The following is a 21,831-nucleotide window of genomic DNA, read 5'->3' on the forward strand; positions in this document are numbered from 1 at the left end:
CCGGTCAGTACCAGTGCGGCGAGCGCGAGTTCCACTTGTCGAGGGCGTTGCACGGCGTGCCGTAGGCCTTCTTGATGTAGTCCAGGCCCCAGCGGATCTGGGTGACCGGGTTGGTGCGGTAGTCCGACCCCATCGTCGCCATCTTGCGCGCCGGCAGGGACTGCGGGATGCCGTAGGCGCCGGACGAGGGGTTCTCGGCGGACCAGCGCCAGTCGCTCTCGCCGATCCACAGCCGGTTCAGGCACGGCCACTGCGCCGAGCCGAAGCCGAACTCGGGCATGAGCATCCGGGCCACCGCCTTGGGGTCCTTCTGCGCGTTCGCGATGATCCGCTTGCGCTGGGCGGCCCGCGCGGCCCGTTCGGCGGCGGCCTTGCGCTGCCGGGCCGCGGCCGCGGCCCGGGCCCGCTCGGCCTCCGCGGCGCGGGCTGCGGCAGCCGACCGCTGCGCGTTCGTCGCGGACCGGTCGGCGGCGACGCGGGCCTCGTCCTCCTGCTCGGTGCGCACCTGCTCGGTCGACGTGCTCGTCGTGGGCCCGTCGACGGCCAGGGTCAGCGTGTCGGCGTTCGCCGAGCCGCCACCTATGGTCACGGCGACGGCACCCCCGGTGAGGACGGCGGCCGCGACGCCCGACGCGAGCACGGGGCGGCCGAGCGCGCGGCGTGCCACGCGGGCGTAGCCCACCGACCGTGGGGCGGCATGGCGGGGTGCGTGGCGCGCGGTGTACCGGGCCATGGGCGGTGCGGGGTCCTCTCGGGCGCAGGCGTGCAGCAGGGGTCGGAGCGGGCGAGCCGACCCGCTCCGGGCGTTACCGAATCGAGACCGACTCTAGGCGATGGCCGCAGCCCCGGTGAAATCGGGGGTGCGGGTGGAAGTCAGACCTCGATCCCCTCGAGCAGGTCGGTGACGAGCGCCGCGATCGGGCTGCGCTCGGACCTCGTGAGCGTCACGTGGGCGAACAGCGGGTGGCCCTTGAGCGCCTCGACGACGGCGACGACGCCGTCGTGGCGGCCGACCCGGAGGTTGTCGCGCTGGGCGACGTCGTGGGTGAGCACGACCCGCGAGTTCTGGCCGATCCGGGACAGCACGGTGAGCAGGACGTTGCGCTCGAGGCTCTGGGCCTCGTCGACGATGACGAAGGCGTCGTGGAGGGAGCGGCCGCGGATGTGCGTCAGCGGCAGCACCTCGAGCATGCCCCGGTCGAGGATCTCCTCGACGACCTCGCGCGAGACGAGCGCGGACAACGTGTCGAAGACGGCCTGGCCCCACGGGTTCATCTTCTCGGTGGCGTCGCCGGGCAGGTAACCGAGCTCCTGCCCGCCCACGGCGTACAGGGGACGGAAGACGACGACCTTGCGCTGCTGCCGACGCTCCATGACGGCCTCGATGCCCGCGCAGAGCGCGAGCGCGGACTTGCCCGTGCCGGCGCGCCCGCCCAGGCTCACGATCCCGATGTCGGGGTCCATGAGGAGGTCTAGGGCGATGCGCTGCTCGGCGCTGCGCCCGTGGAGGCCGAAGGCGTCGCGGTCGCCGCGCACGAGCCGCACCTGCTTGTCGGGCCCGACCCGGCCCAGGCCGGAGCCGCGCGGGGAGACGAGCTTGAGGCCGGTGTGGCACGGGAGCTCCGCGGCCTCGACGCTCTCGAGCCGGCCGTACTCGTAGAGGTGGTCCATCTCCTCGACCGTGACGTCGAGCTCGGCCATCCCCGTCCACCCGGACTCGACCGCGAGCTCGGCGCGGTACTCCTCGGCCTCGAGCCCGCACGCCGAGGCCTTGACCCGCATCGGGAGGTCCTTGCTCACGATCGTCACGAGCCGGCCCTCGTTCGCGAGGTTGCGGGCGACGGCGAGGATGCGGGTGTCGTTGTCGCCGAGCCGGAACCCGGCGGGCAGCGACGTGGGGTCGGTGTGGTTGAGCTCGACGCGCAGCGTGCCGCCGTCGTCGCCGATCGGCACCGGGGCGTCGAGCCGGCCCGCCGAGATCCGCAGGTCGTCGAGCATGCGCAGGGCGGTGCGGGCGAAGTACCCGAGCTCGGGGTGGTGCCGCTTGGCCTCGAGCTCGGTGACGACGACGACCGGGAGCACGACCTCGTGCTCCTTGAACCGGGTCGTGGCGCGGGGGTCCGAGAGGAGCACCGAGGTGTCGAGCACGTAGGTGCGACGCGGCTCCTTCCCAGGGCGTGCGGGCGGTGCCGGTCGCGTGCTCGGGGCCATGGTCGCTCCTGGGGTGAGGACTGCGGTGGTCTCGACGCTACGACCCGGCGCGAGGACCCGGACGGACCGCGCACCGCGTGTCGGTGAATTCCGGGCGGCGTCCGGTGCCGGTGTGACTGCTGGGGCTCATGGTCCGCCAGAGGCGTCGTGAGGATGCCGGGGCGCCGGTCAGGCGCCGAAGCGGCGGTTGCGCTCCCCGTACGCCCGCAGGGCCCGCAGGAAGTCGACCTTGCGGAAGTCGGGCCAGTACGCCTCGCAGAAGTAGAACTCGCTGTGCGCGCTCTGCCACAGGAGGAAGCCGCCGAGGCGCTGCTCCCCCGAGGTGCGGATGACGAGGTCGGGGTCGGGCTGGCCCTTGGTGTAGAGGTGCTCGGCGATGTGCTCGACGTCGATGACCTCGGCGAGCTCCTCGATGCTCGTGCCCTTCGTCGCGTGCTCCTGGAGGAGGGAGCGGACGGCGTCGGCGATCTCGCGGCGACCGCCGTAGCCGACGGCGACGTTGACGAGCATGCCCTCGACGTCACGGGTGCGGTCCTCGGCCGCCTTGAGGCGGGCGGCCGTCGGGGCCGGGAGCAGGTCGAGGGCGCCGACGGGGTGGATCCGCCAGCGGTGCGCCTCGGCGAGGGTCTCGACGGCCCGCTCGATGATCCCGAGGAGGGGACGCAGCTCGGCCTCGGGCCGGTTGAGGTTGTCGGTCGAGAGCAGCCACAGCGTGACGACCTCGACACCCACCTCGTCGCACCACGACAGCAGGTTCGCGATGTTGTCGGCGCCGGCCTGGTGCCCCTCGCTCGTGCCGGCCCCGCGGGCCCGGGCCCAGCGACGGTTGCCGTCGAGCATGACACCGACGTGGCGGGGGACGGACGCGGGGCCGAGCTCGCGGGTGAGGCGCCGGGCGTAGGCGGCGTACACGACGTCACTGAGCCCCATGCACCCGGTCCTCTCCCGTGCTGCGGCGTCGCCCCGCGCCATCCGCGAACGATCGCTCCCACGCTACTCCGCGTGTTCCCGGCATCCGTGCGCGAAGTGTCACGTGCGCGACGTGGCTAACCTACGCTGGCGTAGGTTACATTCGACGGGTGACCAGGACCGACCCTCCCCACAGCTCGGACCCGAGCCGTCTCGAGGCGATCGAGCACCGGGTCGAGGCTGCCCTCGACCACGTCAAGCCCAAGCTGCGCGGTTGGCTGCACGCCGGCATGGTGCCGGTCGCCCTCGTCGCCGGCATCGTGCTCGTCGTCCTGGCCAGCACGACGACGGGCAAGGTGTCCGCCGCCGTCTTCGGGGGCACGGCGGTGCTGCTCTTCGGTACGTCGGCGGTCTACCACCGCGGCACGTGGTCGCCCCGCGTCGGCGCGTTCCTGCGCCGCTTCGACCACTCGAACATCTTCCTCATCATTGCCGGCACGTACACGCCCTTCGCGCTGCTCCTGCCCCCCGACCAGGCCCGCACGATGCTCCTCATCGTGTGGATCGGGGCGGCCGTCGGGGTCCTCTTCCGCGTCGCGTGGAGCCACGCCCCGCGCTGGCTCTACGTGCCGGCCTACCTCATGCTCGGGTGGGTCGCGGTCTTCTACTTCGGCCCGCTCCTCGAGCACGCCGGCGGCGCGGTCATGACCTGGGTCGTCATCGGCGGCGCGCTCTACAGCCTCGGCGCGGTCGTCTACGGGACGAAGCGCCCCGACATCTCGCCCCGCTGGTTCGGCTTCCACGAGGTCTTCCACGCCCTGACGGTGCTCGCGTTCGCGGCGCACTTCGTCGCCGCGTCGATCGCGCTCACCGGCCCCGCGGCCTGAGCGGCGCCGAGCCGGCGACCCCGGGCTACGGGGCGGACCGGCCGTCGTCGCCGTCCGACTCGTCGCGGGTGCGGTCCGCCCCCGGGGAGAGGTCCTCCGGCCCGGCCTGCGGCTCGTCGCGACCGCGGTGCGCCTGCTGCTGGCGGTAGGACATCCGCCGCATCCGCGCGTTCATGTTGCGCATGAGGAACCACAGCGCGAGCGCGAGCGCGAAGAACGCCACGAAGGCCAGGAAGCCGGGAAGGACGGCGGCGGTGGGTGCGTCGGTCATGGGGTGCGCTCCGTGCGGGTGTCGTGGACGATCGTCAGGGAGCCGCCGGTGGCGAGCGCGTCGGCGGCGGCGACGTCGGTCGGGAGGCCGGCGAACAGGTCGTCCTCGCCCTCGGCGATCGGGACGAACGACAGGGCGGCCTCGAAGTCCTCGGTCGGCCAGACCTCCTGCTGCACCGCCCGCGGCACCCGGAACCAGGTGCCGTCGGGGTCGATCTGGGTCGCGTGCGCGAGGAGCGCGGCATCGCGGCGCTCGAACCAGGCCGAGCACTCGACCCGCGTCGTGACCGTGCGGTCGGGGCGCGACCAGTTCTCGAGCCACTCGTGGTACGGGCTCTCCTCGCCGAGCGCGGTGAGGGCCTCGTGGAAGGCCTCGATGCGTGCCCGGCTGAAGGTCTGGTTGTAGTACACCTTGAGCGGCTGCCACGCGGGGCCGGCGTGGGGGAACGCCTGCGGGTCCCCCGCGGCCACGACGGCCGCCATCGACACGTCGTGGCACATGATGTGGTCGGGGTGCGGGTAGCCGCCGTTCTCGTCGTACGTCGTGACGACGTGCGGCCGGAACCGGCGGATCTCGCGGACGAGGGCCTCGGTCGTGACGGCGAGTGGCTCGAGGGCGAAGCAGCCCTCCGGCAGCGGCGGGGGCGGGTCGCCCTCCGGGAGGCCGGAGTCGACGAAGCCGAGCCAGGTGTGCTGGACCCCGAGGACGGCCCGCGCGGCCGCCATCTCGTCGCGGCGCACCTGCACGAGGTCGCGCAGGATGTGGACGTCGTTCTTCAGGCGGGGGTTGAGCACTTCACCGCGCTCGCCGCCGGTGCACGAGACGACGAGCACCTCGTGCCCCTCGTCGACGTAGCGCGCCATCGTCGCGGCGCCCTTGCTGGACTCGTCGTCCGGGTGCGCATGGACGCACATGAGCCGGAGGCGGTCTGACACGGGGGGGACCCTTCGTGCGGCGGTCTCGGGGCGTGCCCGAGAATGGACGCCGACATCCTCTCATCCACGACCGACCCCGACGGAGGGACCCGGATGCCCCTGCCCCGCCCCGCCCCCGGTACGACCGGCTGGTGGGTGTTCGGCACCCTCGCCTGCCTCACGGCGGTCGGGCTCATCGTGTGGTGGGGCATCGTGTCGACGACGGGCGGCGTGCGCCCCGAGGTCACCGGCTACGAGGTGGCGTCGGACTCCGTCGTCGTCGACTACGACGTGCACCGCCCCGTCGGCGTCGCGGTCGTGTGCCGGGTCAGCGCCCTCGACGCGAGCAGGAACCGGGTGGGCACGGTCGAGGACGCCGTGCCGGCGCAGGGCCCCACCTCCGTGCACCGCCAGGTGCAGGTGCGCACGAGCGTGCGGGCGGTCACCGGCGTCGTCGACGCGTGCACCCGGGTCACCGCGACCCCCTGACCTCGGACGCGGCGGACGTGGTCGCGCACGCACCCCGTCGGTGGGGCGGACGCACCCGTCGGTGCGGGCCGACGCACCCCTCGGTGCGGGTGGCGCACCCCTCGGTGCGGGCGGGCGCACCCGTCGGTGCGGGCCGGGGCCGGCTGGCAATCCGGGTGGGGCTTGGTAGACTATGGAGTTCATCTCGGGTCTGGGTCCGACCTCGTGCCGCACGGCACCCCTCGGAACCCGGGCCCGTTGCCGTAGCACCACGGCGCGGCCCCCGCCACCGGCAGGGCCGCCGCCGACCCACGACCCAGGAGTGAATGACGTGACCGAGACCGCCAACCAGGCGAGCTTCCTGACCCAGGGGGCCTACGACCGCCTCAAGGCCGAGCTCGAGCAGCTCACCGGGCCGGGGCGCACCGAGATCGCGCGGAAGATCGAGGCGGCCCGGGAGGAGGGCGACCTCAAGGAGAACGGCGGCTACCACGCCGCCAAGGAGGAGCAGGGCAAGATGGAGGCCCGCATCCGCCAGCTCACGCAGCTGCTCGAGTCCGCCACCATCGGCGAGACCCCGCCCGACGACGGCGTCGTCGAGCCCGGCATGGTCGTGACCGTCGACATGTTCGGCGACGAGGAGACCTTCCTCCTCGGCTCGCGCGAGATCACCGACGAGTCGATGCACGTGTTCTCCGAGAAGTCCCCCATCGGGGCCGCCGTCAACGGGGCCAAGGTCGGCGACACGGTGTCCTACGAGGCACCCAACGGCAAGCAGATCGAGGTCAGGATCCTGCACACGACGCCGTACGACGGCTGAGCCGCCTCTCAGGCCCCGCGCCACCCGGTCACGACGGTGTGGGTCGCCCCGCCGACCCACACGGTGCCGTCGACGACGTCGACGTGCACGCGCCCCTCGCGACCGATGACCGTCCCCTGGGCGGCGACGTAGTGCTCCGGGAGGCGGCCGGCCGGCACGAGCCACTGGGCCAGGCCGGCGTTGAGGCTGCCGGTGACGGGGTCCTCGGCGAACTGGGTGCCGTCGGAGAAGAAGGCCCGCACCTCGGCGGCGACGCCGTCGTCGCGAGCACCCGGGGCGTAGCCGGCCACGAGCCCCGCCGCGATGCCGGCACAGCGCACCGGGTCGGGGACCGCCGCCAGCACGGCATCCACCGACCGCAGCAGCACACCGACCCAGCCGGGCCCGTTGTCGACCCACGCGAGGTCGACGACGTCGGCCGGGTCGACCCCGAGGGCGCGCACGACGCGGGCGGCGTCGTCGACCGCGACGGGGCCGGAGCGCACGAGCGGCGGGGCGGCGAACCGCAGCCGGTCGCCGCGCCGCACCTCGACGAGGCCGGCGCCGCACTGCTGGACGACGACGTCGCCGGATGCCGGGACGCCGCCCGCCTCGAGCCACGCGTGCGCGCTGCCGAGGGTCGGGTGCCCGGCGAAGGGCAGCTCGCCCCCCGTCGCCCAGATGCGCACCCGGTAGTCGGCACCGGGGCGGGTCGGGGCGCACAGGAAGGTCGTCTCGGACAGGTTGGTCCAGCGGGCGATCGCCGCCATCTCGTCGTCGCCGAGGTCGTCGGCGTCGTGGAACACGGCGAGGGCGTTCCCCCGGCACGCGGTCTCGGAGAACACGTCGACGAAGCGCACGGCCACCATGGGCCCATGCAACCACGGGTGGCGAGCGCCGGGCCGCCCGCCGACCTCCACGACCCGCCGCGACGCGTGACACGATGGTCGGGCACAGCGGCACCGGAGGACGCACCGTGAGCACGAGGACCGACAGCGCCGCGACCGGGCAGGTCACCGTCCCCGTCGCGGGGATGACCTGTGCGTCGTGCGAGAAGCGCGTCGGTAGGGCCCTGCGCGCGCTGCCCGGGGTGCGGTCGGTCGACGTCTCGGCCACCCGGGGCACGGCGACGCTGCACGGTGACCCCCTGCCGGGGCGTCCCGCCATCACCGAGGCCATCCGGGCCGCCGGCTACGAACCCGGGTCCGCGCCGTGGCTCAGCCCCGACCGGTCGGTGTGGCGCACCGTCCTCGTCGCGGCCGCGGCCGTCGCCGCCGTGGCCTGGCTCGTCGCCTCGACCGGTGTCGCCGGGGTGGCGGCCGACCTCGCCGACCCCTCCCGAGGAGGGCTGCTCCTCGTGCTCACCCTCGGCCTGGCCGCCGGGGTCTCGACCTGCATGGCGATGGTCGGCGGGCTCGTGCTCGGGTTCTCCGCGGCCCACGCGGCATCCGTCGCCGGCCGGGGGCGGACGACGGCGTCCCTGCTGGGCCGGATGCGTCCCCAGCTCGCCTTCAACGCCGGCCGGATCATCGGGTTCGGGGTCCTCGGCGCCCTGCTCGGCGCGCTCGGGTCGACGATGAGCCTGCCCACCCGGCTCACGGCCGTGCTCGTCCTCGCCGTCGCGGTCGTCATGTTCCTCCTCGGGGTGCGCCTCACGGGAGTCTCACCGCGGCTGGCCGCCTGGTCGCCCCGGCTCCCCGGGGGGCTGGCCCGGGCACTCGGCCTCGACACCGCCGCCCAGGGCTCGTACAGCCACGGCCGCACCGCCCTCGTGGGTGCGGCCACCTTCTTCCTCCCGTGCGGGTTCACCCAGGCGGTGCAGGTCTACGCGCTGTCCACGGCATCCCCCCTCGTCGGCGGCGCCGTCATGGCGACCTTCGCCGTGGGCACGACGCCCGGGCTGCTCGCGCTCGGGGCGGTGCCCGAGCTGACGACGGGCCGGCGCCAGGCCGTGGTCCTGCGGGTCGTCGGGGTCGTCGTGCTCGCCTTCGCCCTGCTCAACGTGTCGAGCGGCCTCCAGCTGCTCGGGGTCACCGCCTCGTCGTCGGCCGCCACCGAGGCCCGCCAGGTCACCGACAACGTCACCGTGGCCGGCGGCACGCAGACCGTGCGGATGACCCAGACCCCGGACGGCTACGTCCCGGCCGACACCGTGCTGCACGCCGGCCTGCCGACGCGATGGGTCATCGACGCCACCTCGCAGTTCGACTGCAGCGCCTTCCTGCGGGTGCCCTCGCTCGGGATCTCCGTCGACCTCACCGAGGGTGAGAACACCGTCGCCCTGCCCGCGCTCGAGGCGGGCGAGGTGCCGTTCACGTGCGTCATGGGCATGTACTCGGGCACCCTCGTCGCCGTCGACCCGCCGGACCCTGGCACGTCGAGCGGGTAGCTCGGGCGGCCGCTTCGCCTAGTCGGTCGTGCGGCGGGTGAAGGCGCGCACCGCGAGCGGCGCGAGGACGGCGGAGAGCCCGAGCGACCACAGCACCGTCGCCACGACCGGGTACTGCAACGGCAGCGCGGCGTCGGCCGGCAGGGGGATGCCGTCGTTGCCCCAGAGCTCGCGCAGCGCCTGGACGAGCGCGCTGATCGGGTTCCACTCCGCGATGGTCCGCAGCACGGGCGGCATCCCCTCGGGCTGGGCGAAGGCGTTGCTGAGGAAGGTGACCGGGAACAGCGTCGAGAACATGACGCCCTGCACGGCCTCGACCGAGCGCAGTGCGGACCCGGCGAGGATGCCGATCCACAGCATGGCGAAGCCGAAGAGGATGAGGAGGAAGTAGCCGAAGAGGCCCCTGGCGGCCCCGGTGTGGATCTGCCACCCGACGAACAACCCGGTCACCGACATGACGACGATGCCGAGCAGCGAGTGGATGAGGCTGGACAGGCTGCGCGCGACGACGACGGCGGACCGGCCGATCGGCAGCGACCGGAGCCGGTCGACGATGCCCTTGCCGATGTCGGAGGTCAGGCCGACGGCCACGATGAAGCAGCTGAAGGTCATCGTCTGCGCCATGATGCCGGGCAGCAGCCACTCCTTGTAGTCGACCCCGGGGATGTCGATCGAGCCGCCGAAGACGAACGCGAACAGCACGACGAAGATGACCGGCTGGATCGTGACGTCGGTGAGCATCTCCGGCTGGCGCCGGATGTGGATGAGGTTGCGGCGCACGAGGGCGGCGACCTGCCGCACCGGGCTCGCGGTGCGACCCTGCGCGTGCGTCGGCTGGAACGTGGGGGGCGCGGATGCCGTCATCGTGCGGGCTCCTTGTCGGGCTCGTGCGGGGCGTCCCCCGCGGGAGCGGCGCGGTGGCCGGTGAGGTGGAGGAAGACGTCGTCGAGGCTCGGTCGCTGCAGGCCGATGTCGTCGAGCTCGACGCCGGCCTCGTCGAGCCGTGCCGCGATGCGGGTCAGGGCGGCCACGCCCTCGGCGGGGGCGCTGATCCGCCGGGCGTCGGCGTCGACGTGGACCTCGGCGACCTCCGCGCGCACGAGGGCCGCGGCGCGGTCGACGTCGGTGGCCCGGGAGACCGCGACGACGAGGCTGGCCCGCCCGGACTGGTCCTTGAGCTCGAGCGGCGTGCCCTCGGCGATGATCCGGCCGTGGTCGACGACGACGATGCGGTCGGCGAGCTGGTCGGCCTCGTCGAGGTACTGCGTCGTGAGGAACAGCGTCGTGCCGTCGCGCACGAGGTCGCGCAGGACGGCCCACAGCTCGACCCGGCTGCGCGGGTCGAGCCCGGTCGTCGGCTCGTCGAGGAAGAGCACCGGTGGCGTGGCGACGAGGCTCGCGGCGAGGTCGAGGCGGCGACGCATGCCCCCCGAGTAGTCGCGCACCACCTTGTCGCCCGCCCCGGTGAGCGAGAACCGCTCGAGCAGCATGTCGGTCGAGCGACGCACGAGGGCGGGGTCGAGGCCGTAGAGGTCGCCGACGAGCCGGAGGTTCTCGCGGCCCGTGAGCAGCTCGTCGACGGTCGCCGACTGGGCGGTCAGGCCCATGCTGTGCCGCACGGCATCGGCCTGGCTCACGACGTCGTGGCCCGCGACGCGCGCCGTGCCGCTCGTCGGGACCGACAGCGTCGTGAGCATCCGCACCGTCGTCGTCTTGCCCGCGCCGTTGGGCCCGAGCATCGAGAAGACCGTGCCCTCGGGGACCGACAGGCTCACCCCGTCGACGGCGGTGACGTCGTCGAAGCGCTTGACGAGGTCGACCGCCTCGATCGCCGGCGCGCTCATCGCACGAGGCAGAACGGGTGCCCTGCCGGGTCGAGGTAGACGACGAAGCCACCGGACTGCGACGGCTGGACGGCGTGCCGCCGGGCACCGGCGGCGAGGACGAGCCGCTCCCCCGCCTCGAGGTCGTCGACCTGCAGGTCGAGGTGGAACTGCTGGGGGTGCGAGCCGCCGGGCCACGTCGGCGCCACGAAGTCGTCGATGCGCTGGAACGCCAGGGCCGCCCTGCCGCGTCGCTCACCGAGCGGCTGGAGGGTGACCCAGTGGTCGTCGGAGCCCTCCTCCATCTCCCAGCCGAGCACCTCGGCGTAGAAGGAGGAGAGGGCGGTGGCATCGGGGCAGTCGAGCACCACGAGGTCGAGGACCGGTCGGGTCGAGGGGGTGGCGTCAGCGGTCGGAGCGGTGTCTTCACTCATGAGGAGAAAGCGTAGGTGTGACCACCGACACCCGTCGCCGGAGTTTCCGGCGCTCAGTCGCGCACGTGCCCCCGGAGCAACCGCCCGGCCACGTGGGCCTCCTCGACGGTGTTGTTGACGTGGAAGGACACCCGCAGCCGTCCGGCCCGCTCCGCGGCCACGACCCGGTGCTCTTCGAGGATCCCCGGGACCCTGCCGTCCGCGGCGAGGGCACGGATCGCGCGCCCGGTGGGCTCGAGGCCGGCGCCCTGCGCGAACGCCGCCTCCGCCGCCAGGGCGTGCGCGTGCAGAGCCGCGACCCCCACCCGCTCGAGCAGGTCGAGCGAGGCCGCGGTCCCCACCCACGCGTGCCACCCCGGGGACACGTCGAACCGCCGCGCATCGGGCGCCAGGCGCAGCGGGAGGCCGTAGATCGACGACCACGGCTGGTCCCCGGCGTACCAGCCGGCGGCCGTCGGCACGAGCGAGTCCCACCGGTCCGGGCGGACCGCGAGGAAGGCCGTCCCCCGCGGCGACAGGAGCCACTTGTACGCCCCGCACACGGTGTACGCGAAGCGGCTCGCGTCGACGTCGAGCCAGCCGGTCGCCTGGGTGAGGTCGACGAGCACGTCGACGCCGTGCCGTGCGGCGGCCGCCTCGACGGCGCCGAGGGGCCCGACCGTGCCGTCGGACGACTGCACGGCGGCGAGCGCGACGAGCGCCGTGGTCCCGTCGACGTGGTCCGCGAGCTCGGCGAGCGGGACCTCGCGCACCCGGATGCCGCGGCGCGCGTGCGCGGCGAACGGGAACGTCACGCTCGTGAACTCGCCCTCGGGCACGAGGACCTGCGCGCCGTCGGGCAGCGCGGACGCGACGAGCCCGACGAGCGGCGAGACCTGGCTGCCGATCGCGACGGTCTCGGGGCGCACGTGGGCGAGCCGGGCCCAGGCCTGCCGGGCCCGGTCGATGACCGCGTCGTAGCCGGGCGCGTGGGCCGTGCCGCGGCGCCACGCGTCGAGCGCGTCGCCGATCGCGGCGAGGGTCGCCCGCGGCGGCAGCCCCATCGTCGCGGAGTTGAGGTAGGTGCCGTCGGGCTCGAACTCGGCGGCCCACGGCCAGTCGCTGCTCATCGGCCCACCGTAGGCCCCGGTCCCCTCGCCGTGCGGCCGGAGACGGTCGTCCCGGCGGCCGCGTACGCACTCAGGGCGGGTCAGGGCGCGGTGGTCGAGGCCAGCGGGGCGGCGAGGGCCGCCGCCGCGGCCGGGTGGCGCTCGGAGAGCAGGCCGATCGCGAAGAGCACGTAGGCCGCGTCGACCCGCGCCTGCGCGGAGCGCGGGACGCGCCACCCGCCCCCGTGGTCGGCGACGACCCGGGCCAGCACCCTCGCGCCGGTCCCGACCGGGGCGTGGCGCAGCACCCCACCCGAGCCGACGACGAGCACGACGTCCCCGAGTGGCCGGGGCCGCTCGGAGGAGTGGGCCGGCCGGCCGTGCCGGCGGACGGCGACGACCGCCGCGGTCGCAGCGAGCTCCTCCTCGGCCGCCCACTCGGCGTCCGAGCCGGCGAGGTGACCGGTGTCGGCGGAGACCGCCGCGGCGTACCGGGCCGTGCCCGCCTCGAGCGGGAGTCCTTCGCGGGCGGCCGCCTCGACGACGCCCTCCGCGGTCCAGCGCATGCCGAGGTCCGCCTCGACGGTCCTGGCGTGCCACAGGGTGCCGACGACCTCGCGGTGGATCGTCGCGTCCTCCCCCTGCGGGGTGATGACGGAGTAGACGTCGGTCGTCGCCCCGCCGACGTCGACGACGAGGACGTCACCACCGACGACGTCCGCGAGCACCTCGACGCCGCGGAGCACGGCATCCGGCGTGGGCGCCCTGACGAGGTCCTCGAACCCGCGGTCGCGGGAGAGCCCCTTGCCGCCGATGACGTGGGCGAGGAAGGCCTCGCGGATGGCGGTCCGGGCGGCCTCGGGCGCGACGACACCGATGCGGGGCAGGACGTTCGCGGTCACGACGTGCCGGCGTCCGGTCGAGGCGAGCAGCGCGGCGACCTCGTCGGCGGCGTCGGTGTTGCCGGCGACGACGACGGGTGCCGCGAGGCGGGTCCTCGCGAGCCTCCGTGCGTTGTGCAGCAGGACGTCGGCGTTGCCCCCGTCGGTGCCGCCGACGAGGAGGACGAGGTCGGGGGATGCCGCCCGCAGGGCCGTGACGTCCGCGCCGGACATCGGGCCGCTCGCGACGTGCACGACCTTGGCCCCCGCGGACAGGCCCACCCGGAACCCGGCCTCGGCGGTCACCTCCCGCTCGTAGCCGACGACCGCGAGCCGCAGCCCGCCCCCGGCGCTCGAGCAGACGAGCACCTCGTCGGGGGCCCCGTGCCCCGCGGCGAGCGCCGCGCGCACGGCATCCACGCCGTCCATGACGTCGGTCGCGACGGTCGTCGGGTGGCTCGCCGTGCCGAGGACCCCCCCGTCGGTGGGGTCGACGAGCACGGCCTTGGTGAACGTCGACCCGACGTCGACGCAGAGGATGGCGCCCACGGCCCGCTCAGGTGAGCCGGTCGAGCGCCTGGCCGAGGTCGGCGACGAGGTCCTCGACGTCCTCGATGCCGACGGACAGCCGGATGAGGTCGGCGGGCACCTCGAGCTCGGTGCCGGCGACGGAGGCGTGGGTCATCCGGCCGGGGTGCTCGATGAGCGACTCGACGCCGCCGAGCGACTCCCCGAGGATCCACAGCTGCGTCTCGGCGCAGACCTTCGTCGCGACGTCCTCGCCGCCGCGGACCCGGAACGCGACCATGCCGCCGAACCGCCGCATCTGCCGGGAGGCGACGTCGTGGTTGGGGTGGTCGGGCAGGCCCGGGTAGTGCACCGCGGTGACGCCCGGGTGGCCGCGAAGGAACTCGACGACCCGCTCTGCGTTGTCGCAGTGCCGCTCCATGCGCACGGCGAGGGTCTTCAGGCCCCGCAGCACCATCCAGGCGTCGAACGGGCCGGCGACCGCCCCCATGGCGTTCTGGTGGAACGCGACCCGTTCCTGGACGCTCTCGCCGCGCGGTGTCGTGGCGCCGGGGGCCACGACGACTGCACCACCGACGACGTCGCTGTGCCCGCCGGCGTACTTCGTCGTCGAGTGCACGACGACGTCGGCGCCGAGCGCGATGGGGCTCTGGAGGTAGGGCGAGGCGAAGGTGTTGTCGACGACGAGGAGCGCACCAGCCTCGTGGGCCACGGCCGCGATCGCCTCGATGTCGGCGATGCCGAGCAGCGGGTTCGTCGGGGTCTCGACCCAGACCATGCGCGTCGTCGGGCGGATCGCGGCACGCACCGACTCGACGTCGGCGACGGTGGCGACGGAGTGCTCGACGCCCCAGGGCCTCGCGACCTGGTTGAACAGGCGGTAGGTGCCGCCGTAGGCGTCGGACGGGACGACGACGTGGTCGCCGGGTGCGAGCAGCGCGCGCAGCACGGCATCCTCGCCGGCGAGGCCGCTCGCGAACGCGAACCCGCGCTCGCCGCCCTCGAGGGCCGCGATGCACTCCTCGAGCGCGGTGCGGGTCGGGTTCGCCGACCGGCTGTACTCGTAGCCGCCGCGCAGGCCGCCGATGCCGTCCTGCTTGTACGTGCTCACCTGGTGGATGGGCGGGACGACGGCCCCGGTCGTGGGGTCCGGCTCCTGCCCGGCATGGATCGCGCGCGAGGAGAAGCCGAGGTGCTCGAGGGTCATGCGGGCCAGCGTATGCCGGTCACCTGCCTCCGCAGTCCTCGCCGCTGTCGAGGTTGGCCGAGCCGGGATGACGGCGCGGTGTCCGGGCGTTGAGACCGACATGCTCTTCGGATCCCGTGCCAGGACGACGCTGCCCACCGCCGACGAGGCCCTGCCCGGCCGGGACCACCGGCCGTTCCCCGTCCCGACGACCCACGAGGTGCTCGGCACCCCGCTCGAGGGGCCCTGGCCCGAGGGCACCGAGGTGCTGTACGTCGCGATGGGCTGCTTCTGGGGGGTCGAGCGGATCTTCTGGCGGATGCCGGGCGTCGTCGCGACCGCGGCCGGCTACATGGGCGGGTCCACCCCCCACCCCACCTACGAGGAGACGTGCACCGGGCGCACCGGGCACGCCGAGACCGTGCTCGTCGCCTACGACCCGGCGCGCACGTCACCCGAGCCGCTGCTCAAGGCCTTCTGGGAGAACCACGACCCCACCCAGGGCAACCGCCAGGGCAACGACATCGGCACCGCGTACCGGTCGGCGGTCTTCTGGACCACCCCGGGCCAGGAGGCCGCGGCCCGCACGACCCGGGCCGCGTTCCAGGACGTGCTCACCCGCGCCGGGCGTGGCGAGATCACGACGACGCTCGCCCCCGCGGGCGACGCCGGGCCGTTCTACTACGCCGAGGACTACCACCAGCAGTACCTCCACAAGAACCCGAACGGCTACTGCAACCACGGGCCCAACGGCCTGACCTGCCCCGTCGGCGTCGCCACCCTCCCGGCCCAGACGCAGGTGCGGCCCCCGGCCTGACCGCCCCCAACCCCGGCGGTGGTGCGGCGACGGCTGCCCCGCGACCACGTCCGCACCACGACGGACCGCACCCCTCACGCCGGGCGGGAGGCGACCCACAGCTCCTCGGCGGGCCACCGGCTCGCCCACTCGTGCGACACGATCTCGTAGAACGGGTGGTCGCCACCACCGTCCGCCGGGGCGAAGACCTCGTGGAGGGCCTCGACGACGAGACCGGCACGCCGCAGCAGCCGCACCCAGTCGCCGTGCGAGGGGTGGAACTCGGCCCCGCCGCCGGGCCAGCGCACCCGGTACGCCTCTCGGTGGCCACGCACCAGCCGCTCCGCTGCGACCCCCTCGTCGTCGGGCACGCACAGGGCCGACAGGTGGCTGTTCGTGAGGAACACGAGCCGGCCTCCGGGCCGCAGCAGCCGGGCGGCCTCGGCCACCCAGCGCTCGGGGTCGCACCACGCCGCCACGCCGTGCTCGCTCACGACGAGGTCGGCGCACCCGTCCGCGAGGGGCACGAGCTCGCCGTCGGCCTGGACGAGCGGGAAGCGCGGGCCGAGCTGCCCCTGCAGGCGGCGTGCCGTGGCCAGCTGCTCGGCCGACAGGTCGACGGCGACGACCGTGGCCCCCGCCCGGGCGAGCCAGGCCGAGACGTAGGCGGTGCCGCACGCGAGCTCGACGACCTCGAGCCCTCGCACCTCGCCGAGGGCGCCCAGCTCGCGCTCGGGGACGGCGAACAGCCCCCACACCGGGTCGGGCCGCGTCCACTGCTCCTCGGCGGCGGCATCGGTGAACCTCGCGTTGACGACCGCCCACAGCGCCCGGTTGCGCGCCAGGTCGCCGGCCCGTGCGTCGGTCACCGGCTCAGGCTAGCCCCGGCCGGTCGTGACGGCGTCCGGGCCATCGTGGCAACGCCTCGGCTCCGTTCCGTCAGGCGCCGTCGAGGACGACGCCGGCGAGCCACGAGAGCAGGTTGACGCCGACGACGACGGCGGCCAACACGGTGAGCACGATCGCCGGCACCCGACCGCGGGCGTCGCCGCGCGCCCGGGCCCGGTTCGCGAACCGCCACACGAGCAGGACGGGGACGGCCAGGAGGGCGACGACCACGGCGAGTACGAGCAGGGCGACGCTCGTCGAGGCGAGGGCTCCCTCCTCGACGCCCAGGGCCGTGCCGATGGCCCCACCGACGACAAAGGACACGATGACGGCGAGGACCCCGCAGGCGAGACACGCCCAGGCGAGCCGGACGTCGCGGTCGTCCCGAGGGACGGGGGTGCGGGCGACGGGGTGGGTGGTGGCATTCATGACACACCTCCTGGGGGAGGGAGAGCGCCGGGAGCCCGGGGCTCCACCTCCATCCTCGCCCTGCCGTCCGCACCGGACTCCGACCTGTGACGCACGGATCGGAGCGGTCACCCGGTGAGCAGCGACGCGACCCACGAGGCGAGGGCGACGACCGCGAAGAGCACCGTGACGCCCACGAGCACGAGGGCCGCGATCCGCGGGGACCGGTCCCCGTGGTCCCACGCCCGGCGGGCGAGGACGACCGCCGGGACGGCCGGGAGGCCGACGATGGCGATGCCGAGGAGGACGAGCGGGACCGTCACCGCCGCCGGCTGGTCGCCGTAGGGGTCGCCGCCGCCGAGCCGCGCACCGAGGGCGAACGGCACCGCCACCCCGAGGAACCAGAACACCGGGGCGAGCGCGAGGCACACCCAGGCCCACCGGCCCTCGGCGCTCATCCGCCTCCGGCCCGTCGGGCTCGCCGCATCGCTCCACGGGTCCTGGGATCCGTGCTGCGTCGAGCTGGTCATGGCACACCTCCACGCGTTGGAGAGGACCCCGCAGGTTCCATCTCCATCCTCGCCCTCCCGCCCGAGTGAGGGTCTGGCCTGTGACGCATGAGTCACGCGGGATGCCGGGGCGTGAGCGGATGCAGGGCACCGCCGCGCACCCACCTTTGCCCCATGACGAATGCTATCTGCGCGAAAGGAATTCCTTCCGCGGTGAAAGCAACGTGACGACGCCCCCTGCTCGAGGGACCCAGCCCGGCGACCCCGGCTCGGGGACCCCGTCCCGCCCCCAGATCCGTCAGATCCGGGCGGCCACCTCGGTGCCCTGCCGGATGGCCCGCTTCGCGTCGAGCTCGGCCGCGACGTCGGCCCCACCGATGACGTGGGTGGGGATGCCGCGCGCGGCGAGGGCGTCGGCGACACCGCGCACCGACTCCTGGCCGGCGCAGACGACGACGGAGTCGACGGGGAACGTGCGCCGCTCGCTCGCACCGTCGGAGCCGCTCGCCACGGTGACGTGCAGGCCCTCGTCGTCGATCCGGTCGTACGCCGCGACACCGGTCACGAGCTCGACACCCTTGGCCTTGAGCGCGGCCCGGTGCACCCAGCCGGAGGTCTTGCCGAGGCCCCGGCCGATCGCCGTCGCCTTGCGCTGGAGGAGGACGACGTGTCGTGGGCTGGGTTCGGGCCGGGGGGTCGTCAGGCCACCGCGGGTCTGCGCCGGGTCGCCGACGCCCCACTCCGCCCGCCACGCGTCGACGTCGAGGGTCGCGGAGTGCTCGGTCGTGAGGTACTCGCTGACGTCGACGCCGATGCCCCCGGCGCCGATGACGGCCACCCGCTCGCCGGCGGTGCGCTCGCCGCGCACGAGCTCGGCGTACGTCATGACCATCGGGTGGTCGATGCCGGGGATGTCGGGCATCCGCGGCTCGACACCCGTGGCCACGACGACCTCGTCGAAGCCGGCGTCGGCCAGCTCGTCGGCGTGCACCCGGCTCCCGAGGTGCACCTTGACCCCGGTGAGGTCGAGGCGCCGGGTGAAGTAGCGGATCGTCTCGGCGAACTCCTCCTTGCCCGGGATGCGCATCGCGATGTCGAACTGCCCTCCGACGTGGTCGCGCGCCTCGAAGAGCTCGACCTCGTGCCCCCGCTCGGCGAGCGTCGTCGCGGCGGCGAGCCCGGCCGGCCCGGCCCCGACGACGGCGACCTTCTTCACCGTGCGGGTCGGGCCGAGGACGAGCTCGGTCTCGTACCCGGCGCGCGGGTTGACGAGGCACGTGGCGCGCTGCTTGACGAAGGTGTGGTCCAGGCACGCCTGGTTGCACGCGATGCACGTGTTGATCTCGTCGGCCCGCGACTCCGCCGCCTTGCGCACCCACTCCGGGTCGGCGAGGAACGGCCGCGCGAGCGACACGAGGTCGGCCCCGCCGTCGGCGAGCACCGCCTCGGCGACCTCGGGCGTGTTGATCCGGTTCGTCGCGACGACCGGGACGGACACGTGCTCCTTGAGGCGCGCGGCGTACGAGGTGAACGCCGCCCGGGGCACCGAGGTGACGATCGTCGGCACCCGCGCCTCGTGCCAGCCGATGCCGAGGTTGAGGATGCTCGCCCCGGCCGCCTCGACCTCGCGGGCGAGGGCGGTCACCTCGTCCCACGTCTGGCCGTCCTCGACGAGGTCGAGCACCGAGATCCGGTAGACGACGATGAAGTCCGGCCCGACCGCCTCGCGCACCGCCCGCACCGTCTCGACCGCGAACCGGCGGCGCTTCTCCGGGGTGCCGCCCCACGCGTCGGTGCGGTGGTTCGTGCGCGGCGCGAGGAACTGGTTGACGAGGTAGCCCTCGGACCCCATGACCTCGACGCCGTCGTACCCCGCCTCGCGGGCGAGGCGCGCGGCCCGGGCGAAGGCGCGGATCTGGCGCCGGACCCCCCGGTCGCTCAGCGCCCGCGGCCGGAACCGCGAGATCGGGCTCTTGACCGCCGACGGGGCGACGCACCACGGCGTGAAGGCGTACCGGCCGGCGTGCAGGATCTGCAGGGCGATCCGACCGCCCGCCTCGTGCACGGCATCCGTGACCTGGCGGTGCTGACGGGCCTCGCGCCGGGTCGTCAGCTTCGACGCGAGCGGGTAGAACGTGCCCTCGACGTTCGGGGCGAAGCCGCCCGTCACGATGAGGGCTGCTCCCCCACGGGCCCGCTCCGCGACGTAGGCGGCGAGCTTCGGGAAGTCGCGGGCGTGGTCCTCCAGGCCGGTGTGCATCGACCCCATGACGACACGGTTGGGCAGCGTCACGTGCCCCAGGTCGAGGGGCGCCAGCAGGTGGGGGTACTCGCTCATCGGCCGTCTTCCGTCGCGTCGCCCGGTCGCGCTCGGCGAGCGTCGGCGACGCGGGCGGATGCCGTCGGCCCGGCTCCCGCTCCCGGTCACCGCCGGGGGCGCCACCACGGGCGCCGGGGTCGAGCCTCTCCCGTTGTTACCGGCGGGTCAACCTTCGGCGGCTGTGAGGCTGCTCGCAGGTGGCGCCACCGGGCGACCATCGCGTCGACGTCGACCGTGGGCGCGAGGATCTGCGGCATCCCCGGGTCGGGCGGGCGGAGCCGGGCGCGACGCACCCGGTGGTTGAAGTCCTCGAGCACCTCGCGCACGGCGGCCTCGCTGCGCAGGTCGGCGAGCGCCTCGGGGTAGGACGCGGCCTCCTTGCGCAGCTGTAGCGCGGGCGGCAGGGCGAGGGAGAGGTCGAGCCCCTCCGCCGCGGCCTTGCGGCGCACCCACCACAGCGGGTCGTCGGGGTCACCGAGGTCGGTCAGCGGCTTCCCGGCGCCCGGCAGGTCGTCGAACTCGCCGCGCTCCTGGGCCTCGCGGATCGCCCTCTCCACGGGGCTCTCCCAGCGCGGGCGTTCGTCCTCGACATCCACGTCCCCAGTCTGGACCGGCGACGGCGAGGCCGCGACGACAAGGGTCGGACAAGCCGGGGCCATGACCCCGGTTCACGCGGGGCCTGATCCGTGCACGGGTCAGTCGGCCAGGAACGACAGCAGGTCCGCCCGGGTGAGCACCCCCACCGGCTTGCCGTCCTCGACGACGAGCACGGCATCCGAGTGCTCGAGCTCGTGCCGGGCCGTCGCGACCGGCTCGCCCGCCCCGACGAGCGGCAACCCCGGGCTCATGTGCTTCGCGACGGGGTCGGCGAGGTGGGCCCGCCCGGTGAAGAGCGCCTCGAGCAGGTCGCGCTCGGAGACCGACCCGGCGACCTCGCCCGACATGACCGGCGGCTCCGCGTTGACGACCGGCATCTGCGAGACGTGGTACTCGCGCAGGATCTCGATCGCGTCGCGCAGTGTCTCGGTGGGGTGGGTGTGCACGAGGGCCGGTAGGTCCCCGTCCTTGCCGTGCAGCACGTCGCCGACCGTGCGCTCGGCATCGGTGCGCAGGAACCCGTACGACCGCATCCACTCGTCGTTGAACAGCTTGGAGAGGTAGCCGCGACCCGAGTCGGGCAGCAGGACGACGACGACGGCATCCGCGGGGAGGCCCTTCGCCGCGCGCAACGCCGCGACGACCGCCATCCCGCAGGACCCGCCGACGAGCAGCCCCTCCTCGCGGGCGAGACGACGCGTCATCTCGAACGACTCGGCATCCGAGACCGCGATGACCTCGTCGACCTGCGCCGGGTCGTACGCCGAGGGCCAGAAGTCCTCGCCGACGCCCTCGACGAGGTAGGGACGGCCGGTGCCCCCGCTGTAGACGGACCCCTCGGGGTCGGCCGCGATGACCCGGACTCGGCCCGTGGGCCGGTCGGCGGAGACCTCGCGCAGGTAGCGGCCGGCGCCGGAGATCGTGCCGCCCGTGCCGGCACCGGTGACGAAGTGCGTGACCCGGCCGTCGGTGTCGGCCCAGATCTCGGGGCCGGTCGTCTCGTAGTGGGACAGGGGGCCGTTGGGGTTGGAGTACTGGTCGGGCTTCCAGGCACCCGGGGTCTCGCGGACGAGCCGGTCGGACGTCGAGTAGTAGGAGTCGGGGTGCTCCGGCGGCACCGAGGTGGGGCACACGACGACCTGCGCCCCGTAGGCCTTGAGCACGTTGCGCTTGTCCTCGGACACCTTGTCCGGGCACACGAAGATGCACGAGTAGCCCTTGCGCTGCGCGACGAGGGCCAGGCCCACGCCGGTGTTGCCCGACGTCGGCTCGACGATGACGCCGCCCGGCCGCAGTTCCCCCGACGCCTCGGCGGCCTCGACCATCCGCAGGGCGATGCGGTCCTTCACGGACCCCCCGGGGTTGAGGTACTCGACCTTGGCGAGCACCGTGGCCGCGATGCCCTCGGTGACCGAGCCCAGCCTGACGAGGGGAGTGTTGCCGACGAGGTCCACGATGTGCTCCGCATACTTCATCCGGTCATCCTGTCATTGCCCCGGCAACCTGGGTGAACACCGGCATCCGG

23 protein-coding genes are annotated in these 21,831 nt (G+C 74.2%); 5 read left to right on the forward strand and 18 right to left on the reverse strand.

Going from position 1 to position 21,831, the window contains the following annotated elements:
* Positions 1-4: 4 nt before the first annotated feature.
* The 3 genes from ABD899_RS00320 to ABD899_RS00330 all read right to left on the reverse strand — a co-directional run bounded on the left by ABD899_RS00320 (position 5) and on the right by ABD899_RS00330 (position 3,141).
* Entirely contained in the window at positions 5-667 is a 663-nt protein-coding gene (locus tag ABD899_RS00320; protein WP_345201033.1) for an aggregation-promoting factor C-terminal-like domain-containing protein, read from the reverse strand.
* Positions 668-873: 206 nt separating this feature from the next.
* Complete coding sequence (phoH2, locus tag ABD899_RS00325) at positions 874-2,211, reverse strand: RNA 5'-3' helicase PhoH2 (RefSeq protein ID WP_345201035.1); 1,338 nt, start codon at positions 2,209-2,211, stop codon at positions 874-876.
* A 168-nt stretch (positions 2,212-2,379) separates the two neighbouring features.
* Positions 2,380-3,141: an isoprenyl transferase gene (locus ABD899_RS00330; protein ID WP_345201037.1), complete on the reverse strand. Its 762-nt coding sequence runs from the start codon at positions 3,139-3,141 to the stop codon at positions 2,380-2,382.
* Positions 3,142-3,290: 149 nt separating this feature from the next.
* On the opposite strand from ABD899_RS00330, the gene trhA reads away from it, so the two are divergent.
* Positions 3,291-4,007 (forward strand): PAQR family membrane homeostasis protein TrhA, encoded by a 717-nt coding sequence (trhA, locus tag ABD899_RS00335; RefSeq protein WP_425474924.1) that lies wholly within the window; start codon positions 3,291-3,293, stop codon positions 4,005-4,007.
* Positions 4,008-4,032: 25 nt separating this feature from the next.
* Here the strand turns inward: trhA and ABD899_RS00340 are convergent, their stop codons facing one another.
* Positions 4,033-4,278: a hypothetical protein gene (locus ABD899_RS00340; protein ID WP_345201039.1), complete on the reverse strand. Its 246-nt coding sequence runs from the start codon at positions 4,276-4,278 to the stop codon at positions 4,033-4,035.
* Positions 4,275-5,213 (reverse strand): mycothiol conjugate amidase Mca, encoded by a 939-nt coding sequence (mca, locus tag ABD899_RS00345; protein WP_345201041.1) that lies wholly within the window; start codon positions 5,211-5,213, stop codon positions 4,275-4,277. Before mca ends, ABD899_RS00340 begins: the two co-directional genes overlap by 4 nt.
* Before the next feature lie 93 nt (positions 5,214-5,306).
* On the opposite strand from mca, the gene ABD899_RS00350 reads away from it, so the two are divergent.
* Together ABD899_RS00350 and greA are read left to right on the forward strand one after the other, a co-directional pair.
* Positions 5,307-5,681 (forward strand): DUF4307 domain-containing protein, encoded by a 375-nt coding sequence (locus ABD899_RS00350; RefSeq protein WP_345201043.1) that lies wholly within the window; start codon positions 5,307-5,309, stop codon positions 5,679-5,681.
* A 310-nt stretch (positions 5,682-5,991) separates the two neighbouring features.
* Positions 5,992-6,480 carry a transcription elongation factor GreA gene (greA, locus tag ABD899_RS00355; protein ID WP_345201045.1) on the forward strand — a complete coding sequence of 163 codons (489 nt, stop codon included), beginning with the start codon at positions 5,992-5,994 and terminating at the stop codon, positions 6,478-6,480.
* An 8-nt stretch (positions 6,481-6,488) separates the two neighbouring features.
* On the opposite strand, the gene ABD899_RS00360 is transcribed toward greA, so the two are convergent.
* Positions 6,489-7,328 (reverse strand): PhzF family phenazine biosynthesis protein, encoded by an 840-nt coding sequence (locus ABD899_RS00360; protein ID WP_345201047.1) that lies wholly within the window; start codon positions 7,326-7,328, stop codon positions 6,489-6,491.
* Positions 7,329-7,435: 107 nt separating this feature from the next.
* Between ABD899_RS00360 and ABD899_RS00365 the strand changes: the two genes are divergently transcribed.
* A complete protein-coding gene (locus ABD899_RS00365; protein ID WP_345201049.1) occupies positions 7,436-8,848 on the forward strand; it encodes an urease accessory protein UreH domain-containing protein in 1,413 nt (470 codons plus the stop codon).
* Between the two features lie 18 nt (positions 8,849-8,866).
* On the opposite strand, the gene ABD899_RS00370 is transcribed toward ABD899_RS00365, so the two are convergent.
* The 6 genes from ABD899_RS00370 to ABD899_RS00395 form a co-directional block, all read right to left on the reverse strand.
* Complete coding sequence (locus ABD899_RS00370) at positions 8,867-9,712, reverse strand: ABC transporter permease (protein WP_345201051.1); 846 nt, start codon at positions 9,710-9,712, stop codon at positions 8,867-8,869.
* Positions 9,709-10,692 carry an ATP-binding cassette domain-containing protein gene (locus ABD899_RS00375; RefSeq protein WP_345201053.1) on the reverse strand — a complete coding sequence of 328 codons (984 nt, stop codon included), beginning with the start codon at positions 10,690-10,692 and terminating at the stop codon, positions 9,709-9,711. The genes ABD899_RS00370 and ABD899_RS00375 overlap by 4 nt, the downstream gene beginning before the upstream one ends.
* Positions 10,689-11,105 (reverse strand): VOC family protein, encoded by a 417-nt coding sequence (locus ABD899_RS00380; RefSeq protein ID WP_345201055.1) that lies wholly within the window; start codon positions 11,103-11,105, stop codon positions 10,689-10,691. The genes ABD899_RS00375 and ABD899_RS00380 overlap by 4 nt, the downstream gene beginning before the upstream one ends.
* A gap of 53 nt (positions 11,106-11,158) precedes the next feature.
* Positions 11,159-12,214, reverse strand: a complete 1,056-nt coding sequence (locus ABD899_RS00385; RefSeq protein WP_345201057.1) for an aminotransferase class V-fold PLP-dependent enzyme — start codon at positions 12,212-12,214, stop codon at positions 11,159-11,161.
* 80 nt (positions 12,215-12,294) lie between these two features.
* Positions 12,295-13,623, reverse strand: a complete 1,329-nt coding sequence (locus tag ABD899_RS00390; protein WP_345201059.1) for a glutamate mutase L — start codon at positions 13,621-13,623, stop codon at positions 12,295-12,297.
* 7 nt (positions 13,624-13,630) lie between these two features.
* On the reverse strand, positions 13,631-14,809 hold the full coding sequence (locus tag ABD899_RS00395; protein WP_345201061.1) for a cystathionine gamma-synthase: 1,179 nt from the start codon (positions 14,807-14,809) through the stop codon (positions 13,631-13,633).
* Positions 14,810-14,909: 100 nt separating this feature from the next.
* Between ABD899_RS00395 and msrA the strand changes: the two genes are divergently transcribed.
* Positions 14,910-15,605, forward strand: a complete 696-nt coding sequence (msrA, locus tag ABD899_RS00400) for a peptide-methionine (S)-S-oxide reductase MsrA (protein WP_345201064.1) — start codon at positions 14,910-14,912, stop codon at positions 15,603-15,605.
* Positions 15,606-15,679: 74 nt separating this feature from the next.
* Here msrA and ABD899_RS00405 read toward each other — a convergent pair whose 3' ends face one another.
* The 6 genes from ABD899_RS00405 to ABD899_RS00430 form a co-directional block, all read right to left on the reverse strand.
* Entirely contained in the window at positions 15,680-16,453 is a 774-nt protein-coding gene (locus tag ABD899_RS00405; RefSeq protein WP_345201066.1) for a class I SAM-dependent methyltransferase, read from the reverse strand.
* A gap of 70 nt (positions 16,454-16,523) precedes the next feature.
* Complete coding sequence (locus ABD899_RS00410) at positions 16,524-16,901, reverse strand: hypothetical protein (protein WP_345201069.1); 378 nt, start codon at positions 16,899-16,901, stop codon at positions 16,524-16,526.
* Positions 16,902-17,008: 107 nt separating this feature from the next.
* The gene (locus ABD899_RS00415; RefSeq protein ID WP_345201071.1) at positions 17,009-17,410 is read right to left on the reverse strand and encodes a hypothetical protein; all 402 of its coding nucleotides are present in this window, start codon (positions 17,408-17,410) and stop codon (positions 17,009-17,011) included.
* A 277-nt stretch (positions 17,411-17,687) separates the two neighbouring features.
* Positions 17,688-19,727 (reverse strand): oxidoreductase, encoded by a 2,040-nt coding sequence (locus ABD899_RS00420; RefSeq protein ID WP_345201074.1) that lies wholly within the window; start codon positions 19,725-19,727, stop codon positions 17,688-17,690.
* Positions 19,728-19,813: 86 nt separating this feature from the next.
* Complete coding sequence (locus tag ABD899_RS00425) at positions 19,814-20,305, reverse strand: DnaJ family domain-containing protein (protein WP_345201076.1); 492 nt, start codon at positions 20,303-20,305, stop codon at positions 19,814-19,816.
* Positions 20,306-20,404: 99 nt separating this feature from the next.
* Entirely contained in the window at positions 20,405-21,781 is a 1,377-nt protein-coding gene (locus tag ABD899_RS00430; protein WP_345201078.1) for a cystathionine beta-synthase, read from the reverse strand.
* Positions 21,782-21,831 lie beyond the last annotated feature (50 nt).

The sequence above is a fragment of the Fodinibacter luteus genome, from assembly GCF_039541575.1.
In the GTDB taxonomy this organism is placed as follows: Bacteria; Actinomycetota; Actinomycetes; order Actinomycetales; family Dermatophilaceae; genus Fodinibacter; species Fodinibacter luteus.

Bases quoted from the DNA above. Each gene is read 5' to 3' on its own strand.
- phoH2 (WP_345201035.1), bottom strand. From the start codon at position 2,211: ATGGCCCCGAGCACGCGACCGGCACCGCCCGCACGCCCTGGGAAGGAG.
- ABD899_RS00330 (WP_345201037.1), bottom strand. From the start codon at position 3,141: ATGGGGCTCAGTGACGTCGTGTACGCCGCCTACGCCCGGCGCCTCACC.
- ABD899_RS00340 (WP_345201039.1), bottom strand. From the start codon at position 4,278: ATGACCGACGCACCCACCGCCGCCGTCCTTCCCGGCTTCCTGGCCTTC.
- ABD899_RS00350 (WP_345201043.1), top strand. From the start codon at position 5,307: ATGCCCCTGCCCCGCCCCGCCCCCGGTACGACCGGCTGGTGGGTGTTC.
- ABD899_RS00360 (WP_345201047.1), bottom strand. From the start codon at position 7,328: ATGGTGGCCGTGCGCTTCGTCGACGTGTTCTCCGAGACCGCGTGCCGG.
- ABD899_RS00370 (WP_345201051.1), bottom strand. From the start codon at position 9,712: ATGACGGCATCCGCGCCCCCCACGTTCCAGCCGACGCACGCGCAGGGT.
- ABD899_RS00375 (WP_345201053.1), bottom strand. From the start codon at position 10,692: ATGAGCGCGCCGGCGATCGAGGCGGTCGACCTCGTCAAGCGCTTCGAC.
- ABD899_RS00380 (WP_345201055.1), bottom strand. From the start codon at position 11,105: ATGAGTGAAGACACCGCTCCGACCGCTGACGCCACCCCCTCGACCCGA.
- ABD899_RS00385 (WP_345201057.1), bottom strand. From the start codon at position 12,214: ATGAGCAGCGACTGGCCGTGGGCCGCCGAGTTCGAGCCCGACGGCACC.
- ABD899_RS00395 (WP_345201061.1), bottom strand. From the start codon at position 14,809: ATGACCCTCGAGCACCTCGGCTTCTCCTCGCGCGCGATCCATGCCGGG.
- msrA (WP_345201064.1), top strand. From the start codon at position 14,910: ATGCTCTTCGGATCCCGTGCCAGGACGACGCTGCCCACCGCCGACGAG.
- ABD899_RS00410 (WP_345201069.1), bottom strand. From the start codon at position 16,901: ATGAATGCCACCACCCACCCCGTCGCCCGCACCCCCGTCCCTCGGGAC.
- ABD899_RS00415 (WP_345201071.1), bottom strand. From the start codon at position 17,410: ATGACCAGCTCGACGCAGCACGGATCCCAGGACCCGTGGAGCGATGCG.
- ABD899_RS00420 (WP_345201074.1), bottom strand. From the start codon at position 19,727: ATGAGCGAGTACCCCCACCTGCTGGCGCCCCTCGACCTGGGGCACGTG.
- ABD899_RS00430 (WP_345201078.1), bottom strand. From the start codon at position 21,781: ATGAAGTATGCGGAGCACATCGTGGACCTCGTCGGCAACACTCCCCTC.